The organism is Kitasatospora sp. NPDC059571 (assembly GCF_042735675.1).
GTDB lineage: Bacteria > Actinomycetota > Actinomycetes > Streptomycetales > Streptomycetaceae > Kitasatospora.
In genome coordinates this window covers 1-6,901 of sequence record NZ_JBHWBW010000430.1, presented here as the reverse complement: position 1 = coordinate 6,901, position 6,901 = coordinate 1, and the positions used below count along the sequence as shown (strand labels likewise).

Sequence of the window (6,901 nt, the reverse complement as noted above, 5' to 3'; positions counted from 1 at the left end):
GCCCCCGGTACCGGCGGGGCGGTGCGGGCCGGGCGCGCGGCGTGCGCCGCGGGCGCCCGCCCGACGCCCGCGGCGCGCGGCGGGTCGCGGGCGGGCCCCCCCCGCGGCGGGGCGCCGGGGGCCGGTCACTGCTCGCCGAGCGCCATCCACTTCTCCGGCTTCGCCAGCGGCGCGAAGCCGGCCTTCGCGTAGACGCCGTGGGCGTCCGCGGTGGCCAGCAGGATCCGGCGCAGCCCGTACGGGGCGAGGTGGTCGCGGACGGCGGCGGCCAGTGCGGTGCCCAGCCCCCGCCCGCGGGCCTCGGGGGCGATGTACACGTCGCAGAGCCAGGCGAAGGTCGCCAGGTCGGTGACCACCCGCGCATAGCCCGCCTGGGTGCCCGAGGCGGTGTCGTAGACGCCGAAGTTGAGCGATCCGTCGATGGCGAGGTCCTGCTTCTCCCGGGACCGGCCGAGCGCCCAGTAGGCGTCCTCGGAGAGCCACCGGTGGATCAGCGCGCGGTCGAGCCGGGCGGGGTCGGTGGAGAACGCGTAGCCGGCGGGGGCGGTGGTGTCCATGCCCGCATCCAAGCAGGACGCCCGCCGGGCCCGGCACAGGGGTCGGCGGGCGCCGTCCGCGGTCAGTCCGCGAGCCCCAGCGGATCCGCCACCTGCTCCAGCAGCCCGGCGCCGTTCGAGCGGACGCTGTTCACCGCGGTGGACACGGCGCGCACCGCCAGCTCGCCGCCGGCCGGGGTGTGCAGCAGCCGGCGCAGCTCGGCGGGGTCGGAGCTGTCGGGGTCGAGCCAGCCGGCGAGGTCGTCGGCGGCGATCGTCAGCGGCATCCGGTCGTGGATGCGGCCGGCGCTGTCGGTGGCGTCCGTGGTGATGATGGTGGTCGTGGTCAGCCAGGCGGCCGGGTCGTCCTCGGGCACCGAGCGGTCGCGCCAGAACTCGTACAGGCCCGCCATCAGCATCACCGAGCCGGTGGTCAGGTAGTACGGCTGCTTGAACGCCTTCCGGCCGTCCCCGGCCGGCACCGGCCGCCACTCGAAGTAGCCGTCCGCGGGGATCACACAGCGCCGCGCGGTGAACGCCTTGCGGAAGGCCGGCTTCTCGTGGACGGTCTCCGACCGGGCGTTGATCATCCGGGCGCCCCCGGAGGCGTCCTTCGCCCAGGACGGCACCAGGCCCCACCGCAGCGGGCGCAGCTGCCGCACCACCTCACCGGTCGCCCGGTCGACCCGCTCCAGCACCGCCGGGACCGGATCGGTGGGCGCCACGTTCCAGCTCGGCGCCAGCGCCTCCGCGGGATCCCAGCTCAGCTCGCCCAGCAGGCCGACGAGGTCGACCGGAGTCGTGGTGGAGACGAAACGACCGCACATGTCCCTGTACCGTCCGCATGTCGAAGGGCTGCCGAACCAGTATGTCCCCGCGGACCCGGCCGCGGTGCGCAGGGCCGCGGCGGGCACGCGACCGCGGCGAGCACGCTCAGGGCCCGACGGCCCCCGGGGACGGGGTGGCCGTGCCCCCGTGACCGCCGGTGCCCACCGGGGTGGAGGACGCTTCCGGGCCGCCGAGGTCGACGGCGCAGACGTACACCGTGTCGGTGGAGCGGTCGAAGAAGAGCCGCTCCGGTCGTGGCAGGCTGGCGCGGTGATTTTCGAGCTGGCCCCCGGCTTTCTGCGCTGGGACGAGGTGGACCCCGCCCGGCACCCCTTCGACCGCGCGTCGGCGAGGCGGGTGGTGCACGGGCTGGGACCGGCCCGGCGGGTGCCGGGCCGCCCCGCTGCCGCGTCGGCCGACCCGGCGGCGGGCGCCCGGCGCCGGACCGAGGACCGGCTCTGGGCCGACGCCATGTCGCAGGCCCTCGTCCGGCACTACGGCCGCTGGGCCCTGGGCTGGCGCTGGGCGCACGACGAAGGGGACTTCGACGGAGGGCCGGTCGGGAGCTGGTGCTGCCCGCAGCACTCGATCACCACCCCGGAGGAGACGCTCGGCCGGGTCGTCGAGGCGCTCTGCGAGTGGCGCGGATGGCTGGAGAGCCTCGCCGGGTGGTTCGAGGCGTACCCGCTGGACCTGGCCGCCGTCGATGACCAGCGGATCCTGTGGGACCGCGCCGCGCGGAACCTGATCCTGCAGGTGGCCGACCGCACCGGCGGCGGCAGCGCCTGGTACGGGCACTGCCGTCAGGTGCTCACCTGGTTCCTCGACCACGCCGGTGTCGCGCCCGACGTCGCGGCGGACCTGGTCGACCGGGCGATCGGCGGCCGGTTCCGCAGCTGGACCGGCCCCGATCCGGAGCTGGTCGAGGACGTCGCGGAGCAGCTCGCCCGGTCGCTGCGGCCGGCCGACGCCGCCGCACCCGCGGAGCGGCCCGTGCCGGACCACCTGCAGAGCTGGCTCACGGTCCGCGGGAAGGTGCCCTGGCCGGACGGCCCGGACGGCGCCGCGGACGGACCGGTGACCCCGCCCTGCGACGGCGCGGCCGAGGACATCCGGGCCTTCGACGGCGCCCTGGATCCGGCCCGCGCACAGGGCCTCCTCGCCGCGCTGGAGTCGATGAGGTCCGACGCGGCGCGTGGCGCCGCACTCGACTTCGACCTGCTCAGCGGCTGGCAGCAGCACGTCCTGGGCACCCCGCAGCCGCCGGGGCTGCGCACTCTGCCCGCCTTCGCCAAGGGCGGCAGGGAGCGCTACGGCATCGGCCCGGACACCCGCGCCCGCCTCGACGGCTGCCTGGCCGAGAGCGCACCGGGCGACGGTCCTGCCCTGCCGCTGACCGCCCGGGCGGCCCGCGCCTACCTCGACGTCTGCTTCTTCCACCCCTTCGACGACGGCAATGCGCGCTCGGCCTTCCTCGCCCTCCTCTTCGTGCTCGCCCGCGAGGGCATCACGCTCGACGCGGTCGGCCTGCTCCGCCGCACCGCCTTCCGGGCGGACGACCCCCAGGACGCCGTGGCCCTCGCCCGGTCCGTCGACATCCACCTCGCGGACACCCGCCGCAGCGCCGCGGCCCGCTGACGCCCGATCGGCCCGCAGCGCAGCGCCGCGGCCCGCTGACGCCCGATCGGCCCGCACCGGCGGTCATCCCGTCCGGATCCGGTACACCAGCACCCCGGAGGGCGCGGCGACCGCCAGCAGCCCGTCGCCGACCGGGGCGCTGCCGACGACCTCGTGGTGCACGGGGACGGTCAGGGCGCACTGCCCGGAGTCCGGGTCCCAGAGCCGAACCGTCCGGTCGGTGCCGCCGGAGGTGACCAGCAGCGTCCGGGTGCCGACCGTCATCACCCGTATCCCGGTGATCTCCTGGCCGGTGTGGCCCCGCAGGACGCACCGGGTCTCGCCGGTCAGCAGGTCGCGGACGTGCACGGTGCCGTGCCGGTCGGTGTCGGCGACCAGCGGCCGGCCCTCCAGCACGAAGGCGTGGCCGCCGTCCGCGAAGCCGGAACCGAGCCCGTCCGGCGCGGGCTGCCAGGCGGCTGCCGCCGGGTCCCAGATCCGCAGGCCGTGCTCGCGGTGGTGGCCGACCAGTACGGGCCGGCCCTCGACGAGGACCCGCCCGAGCCAGGACACGTCCTCCCCGCAGGGGGTCTCCTGTTCGAGTCGTCCGGTGCCCGGGTCCCACACCCTGACGTCGCTCTCGTCGCCCGCCGCGAGCAGGACCCGGCCGTCCCGGGTGAACGGGCAGAGCACGGTGGGGCCCTCCTCCCAGCGCCGTTGCAGGCGGCGGACCTGACGGCCGGTCGCCGGATCCCAGAGGCGGATGCACCCGGCGTCGTACGTGCTGAACGCCCCGGCGAGCAGCGGTCTGCCGTCCACGGTGAGCTCGGCGACGTCCGCGATGCCGAACAGGGATCCCCGGATGGTGCGGAGCCGTTCGCCGGTGGCCGGGTCCCAGATCCGTGCCGTGGCGGCGGCGATGCTGATCATGCGGTCGCCGACGGGCCAGACGCCGAGGACCTCGTCCGGGTGGCCGTCGTGGCGGGCGGGCGGGCCGCCGGCCGTCGGATCCCACACCCGGACGGTGCGGCCGAGTCCGTCGGCCCCGGCCAGCAGGGTGCGGCCGCCGGACTCGAACGCGCAGAGGGTGTCGATCCAGCCCTTCTCGCAGGGCACGCCGGTGAGCTGCCGTCCGGTCGCCGGGTCCCAGAGCCAGATCGTGTCCCGGTACCGCTCGGAGACCGCCAGCGCCGGCCGGCCGTCGAGGCTCAGCACGCACAGCGACTCGACCCAGTCGGACGGTACGACGAACGCCCGGAGCCGGGCGCCGGTGGCCGGGTCGAAGACCCGCACGGTCTTCTGCCCGATGCCGAGGAGGAGCTGGCGGCCGTCCAGGTCGAGGGGCCGCACACCGCGCACCCGGTCCAGGACCCCTTCCACGAGCGGCTCGAACTCGATCGTCCGGACGAGCCTGCCGGTGACCGGGTCCCACAGCCGGATCCGGCCGCCCTCCAGCTCCTTGTCGTACCCGGCCCCGGCCACCAGGACTCGCCGACCGGTGGTGACCGCGCAGACTCCCGTCGACGTGTGGGCATCGGGCCGCTGCTGCCAGCACCGTTCGCCGGTGGCCAGGTCCCAGACGCCGGGCCCGGCGCCTTCGGCCCGTGCGACCACCAGCGTCCGGCCGTCGGCCCGCACGGCGCTCAATTCGGCGCCGGCACCGCGGAAGACCTGCCGGACCTGCCCGGTCACCGGGTCCCAGAGCGCGGTGCCGTCCTCGGTCGTACTGGCAACCATGGCCCGCCCCTCCACCTCGACGGGGGATGCGCCGCGGTAGCCGGCCATGACCCGCAGCTGCCGCCCGGTGCCCGGGTCCCAGACCCGTACGGTCCGGTCGTCGCCGGCACTGATCAGGAGGCCTGCGGTGCTGCAGACGGCGGTCACACCGCCGGTGTGCCCGTGCAGTGTCCGCACCGGCTCGCCGCCGGCGGGATCCCAGATCCGCACGGTCGCATCCGCGCCGGCGCTGGCCAGCAGGGTGCGGCCGGCGGCCTCGACCGGGCAGACGTCCCGGACCCGGTCGGTGTGCCCCTCCAGGATCGCCAGTTCGGTGCGGGGTGCGACCGAGGTCCATGCCGTCTCGAAGAACATCGGGGCACGGTAGCAAGGGGGTCCGACACAGGAGCCCGAGCCTGTTCGCCGGGCCGTTGCCCGGGTGGGCTAGGGTGCGCCGCGCAGAGGAGTCGGTCACGGGAGGAGTGGGGCGTGGGCAGGTCGGCGACGGCCGGTGGGCCGGTGGAGCTGGCGCGGCACCTGGGGGTGTTCGACGCGGTGGTGATCGGCCTGGGCTCCATGATCGGGGCAGGTGTCTTCAGCGCGCTCGCGCCGGCGGCCGCGGCCGCCGGCTCCGGCCTGCTGTCGGCCCTGGCGCTGGCCGGGGCGGTGGCGTACTGCAATGCGACCTCGACCGCCCGGCTGGCCGCGCGCCATCCCGCCTCGGGCGGCACCTACGTCTACGGGCGCGAGCGCCTCGGCGAGTTCTGGGGGTACCTGGCGGGGTGGGGGTTCGTGGTCGGCAAGACGGCCTCCTGCGCGGCGATGGCGCTGACCGTCGGGTCCTACCTCTGGCCCGGCCGGGAACACGCCGTGGCGGTGGCCGCCGTGGTGGCGCTGACCTCGGTGACCGCCGGAGGGGTGCAGAAGGCGGCCTGGCTGACCCGTGCGATCGTCGCCGTGGTGCTGACGGTGCTGGCCGCCGTCGTGGTGGCCTGCCTGTCCGGCGGGACCGCCGTGCCGCACGGGGGGATCGGCGCGGGCACCGGCGTGCACGGCCTCCTGCAGGCCGCCGGGCTGCTGTTCTTCGCGTTCGCCGGCTATGCGCGCATCGCCACCCTGGGGGAAGAGGTCCGGGACCCGGCCCGGACCATTCCGCGGGCCGTCCGGCTGGCGCTCGGCATCACCCTGGCGGTGTACGCGCTGGTCGCGGTGGCCGTCCTGGGCGCGCTCGGGCCGGACCGGCTGGCCGGCGCCGCCGCGCCGCTGGCCGAGGCGGTCCGCGCGGCGGGCGTGCCGGGTCTGGCGCCGGTGGTGCGGGCGGGGGCGACCGTTGCGGCGCTCGGCTCGCTGCTCGCGCTGCTCCTCGGGGTCTCCCGCACGGTGCTGGCGATGGCCCGGGACCGGCACCTGCCGCACGGGCTGGCCGCCGTCGATCCGCGCCGCCACGTGCCGCACCGCGCGGTGCCGGGCGGGGGGGCGGGGGTGGGCGGGCGCGCGGCCACCCCGCGCGGGGGGGGGGCGATCGGCTTCTCGTCCTTCGGCGTGCTCGCCTACTACGCGATCGCCAATGCCGCCGCGCTCACCCTCGGCCGGGACGAGGGGCGCCCGCCGCGGGCCGTCCCGGTGCTCGGCGCGGTCGGCTGTGCGGTGCTGGCGTTCGCGCTGCCGGCCGCCTCGGTGCTCGCGGGTGCCGCGGTGCTCGCGGTCGGCGCCGCCGCCTACGGAGTGCGCCGGGTGCTCGCACGCGGTTGAGCGGCTCGGCCCTGCCCGCCCGGGTTGCCGGGCGGCCGGATCGTGCAGCGCCGCCCGCCCCGGGGCCGGGACGAACGGCCGTGCGGGGGGCGGGGGCGGCGGGGCCCCGTCCCCGGTCGGGCGGTCGGGGAGGGGGCGCCACCCACAGCGTGCACAGAGCAGCCGGTCACCGCACCCGGACACACGGCCGACCGGCCCCGTCCGGGGGCGCGGCGGACCTGCCGGGCCGCCCGTGCAACGGCCCGCGGGCCCGTCCGCCGCCCGCCGCAGGTCCGGCCGAACGGGTCAGCGGTCCCCGGCCGGTCCGCGGGGCCGTCGCCGGGGCACGCGCCCCGGGCCCCCGCGCGGGCGGCCCGCACCCCCCCGGGGCCGGCGGGGGCGCGCGGGGGGGGGGGGCGCGGGGCGCGGGCGGTGGGAAGGGGCGCGCCCCCCCGCCCGGGGGCGCCCCGCCG

At 77.5% G+C, this 6,901-nt stretch carries 5 protein-coding genes; 2 read left to right on the top strand and 3 right to left on the bottom strand.

From position 1 onward, the window contains the following. Positions 1-125: 125 nt before the first annotated feature. Positions 126-557 carry a GNAT family N-acetyltransferase gene (locus tag ACFV0G_RS31960; RefSeq protein WP_380555567.1) on the bottom strand — a complete coding sequence of 144 codons (432 nt, stop codon included), beginning with the start codon at positions 555-557 and terminating at the stop codon, positions 126-128. 62 nt (positions 558-619) lie between these two features. Continuing rightward, the gene (locus ACFV0G_RS31955) at positions 620-1,363 is read right to left on the bottom strand and encodes an SOS response-associated peptidase (protein ID WP_380555565.1); all 744 of its coding nucleotides are present in this window, start codon (positions 1,361-1,363) and stop codon (positions 620-622) included. A 271-nt stretch (positions 1,364-1,634) separates the two neighbouring features. Here ACFV0G_RS31955 and ACFV0G_RS31950 point away from each other — a divergent pair, with 271 nt between their 5' ends. After that, positions 1,635-3,002, top strand: a complete 1,368-nt coding sequence (locus tag ACFV0G_RS31950; protein WP_380555563.1) for a cell filamentation protein Fic — start codon at positions 1,635-1,637, stop codon at positions 3,000-3,002. Between the two features lie 63 nt (positions 3,003-3,065). Here the strand turns inward: ACFV0G_RS31950 and ACFV0G_RS31945 are convergent, their stop codons facing one another. After that, the gene (locus ACFV0G_RS31945) at positions 3,066-5,072 is read right to left on the bottom strand and encodes a WD40 repeat domain-containing protein (protein WP_380555561.1); all 2,007 of its coding nucleotides are present in this window, start codon (positions 5,070-5,072) and stop codon (positions 3,066-3,068) included. A gap of 114 nt (positions 5,073-5,186) precedes the next feature. Between ACFV0G_RS31945 and ACFV0G_RS31940 the strand changes: the two genes are divergently transcribed. Further along, positions 5,187-6,449 (top strand): APC family permease, encoded by a 1,263-nt coding sequence (locus ACFV0G_RS31940; protein WP_380555559.1) that lies wholly within the window; start codon positions 5,187-5,189, stop codon positions 6,447-6,449. The last annotated feature ends 452 nt before the right edge of the window (positions 6,450-6,901 follow it).